A 1,072-nucleotide genomic window follows, 5' to 3' on the forward strand; every position below is an offset into this window, starting at 1 on the left:
ACGCGCGCCGGGAGGAGTCGACGCATTCCGGCACCGGCAGCATCCGCTCGCGCTTCCACTTGGTGTGGCTGAACACCGTCCGGGACTCCCCGCGCCGGAACGGAAGCCCGGACCGGCGCCTGGCCGGACACCGGCGCGGCGACCGGCGCCGGGTGGGTGACCAGCTGCTGCGGGATCAGCACCACCACCCCGGTGCCGCCGCGCGCCGACGGCCGGAAGGAGATCTGCAGCCCGTGCTTGCGCGCCAGCACGCCGACCACCGCGAGGCCCAGCCGGGTACCGGCGGAGAGCGTGGTGAGGTCGAGCGGCTCGGCGGAGACGGCCCGCTCGGCCCGGCGCAGCCAGCTGTCGCCCAGGCCCAGCCCGCTGTCCTCGACGGTGACGGCCAGCCCGGCCGGCACCTCCTCGACGTAGACGTGCACCTCGGCCGGCGGGGCCGAGAAGTTAGTGGCGTTGTCCAGCAGTTCGGCCAGCGCGTGCATCACGCCCTCCGCCGCGTACCCGACGACCGCGGCGGTGCTGGCGTTGTGCAGCCGCACCCGCTGGTAGGCGCCGATCCGGCCGAGCGCACCGCGCAGCACCGACTCCACCGCGATCGGCTTCGCCCAGCGGCGGCCCGAGCGGGCACCGGTGAGCACCGCGATGCTGTCGGCCATCCGGCCCGCCTGGGCGGTCGAGTGGTCCAGGCTCAGCAGGTCGCCCAGGACCTCCTCGTCGTGCCGGTGCTGCATCTCGCGCAGCTCGGCGTGCATGCTCGTGGCCAGTGCCTGAACCCGCCCGGCAGCCGTCGCGCACACCGCGAGCGCGGCGGCCCGCAGCCGCTCGCCGCGGCCGATCTCCTCGCTCACGGCGCGCAGCAGCGCGTACTGGGGATGCTTGCGGTGGACGGCCAGCGCGCTGTCCACGGCCGCGCCGGCCCGCAGCTTCGTCACCACCTCCGGCAGCACGCCGTCGGCGATCCGGGCCAGCTCGGCGCGTTCGGCGCGCCGTCCTTGATGTTGCGCGAGTCCGGCGGGTCCAGGAACGGGAAGGCGGCGATGTCGCCGAGGCCGGCCGCGGTCATCTGCAGGAT

General features: G+C 75.4%; 1 pseudogene. It reads right to left on the reverse strand.

Annotated elements, in window-relative coordinates:
* Positions 1-149 precede the first annotated feature (149 nt).
* Positions 150-971 (reverse strand): annotated as a pseudogene (locus AB0E96_RS41335) (ATP-binding protein); the annotation flags it as partial.
* Between the last annotated feature and the right edge of the window lie 101 nt (positions 972-1,072).

This window comes from Kitasatospora sp. NPDC036755, assembly GCF_040636595.1.
Lineage (GTDB): Bacteria > Actinomycetota > Actinomycetes > Streptomycetales > Streptomycetaceae > Kitasatospora.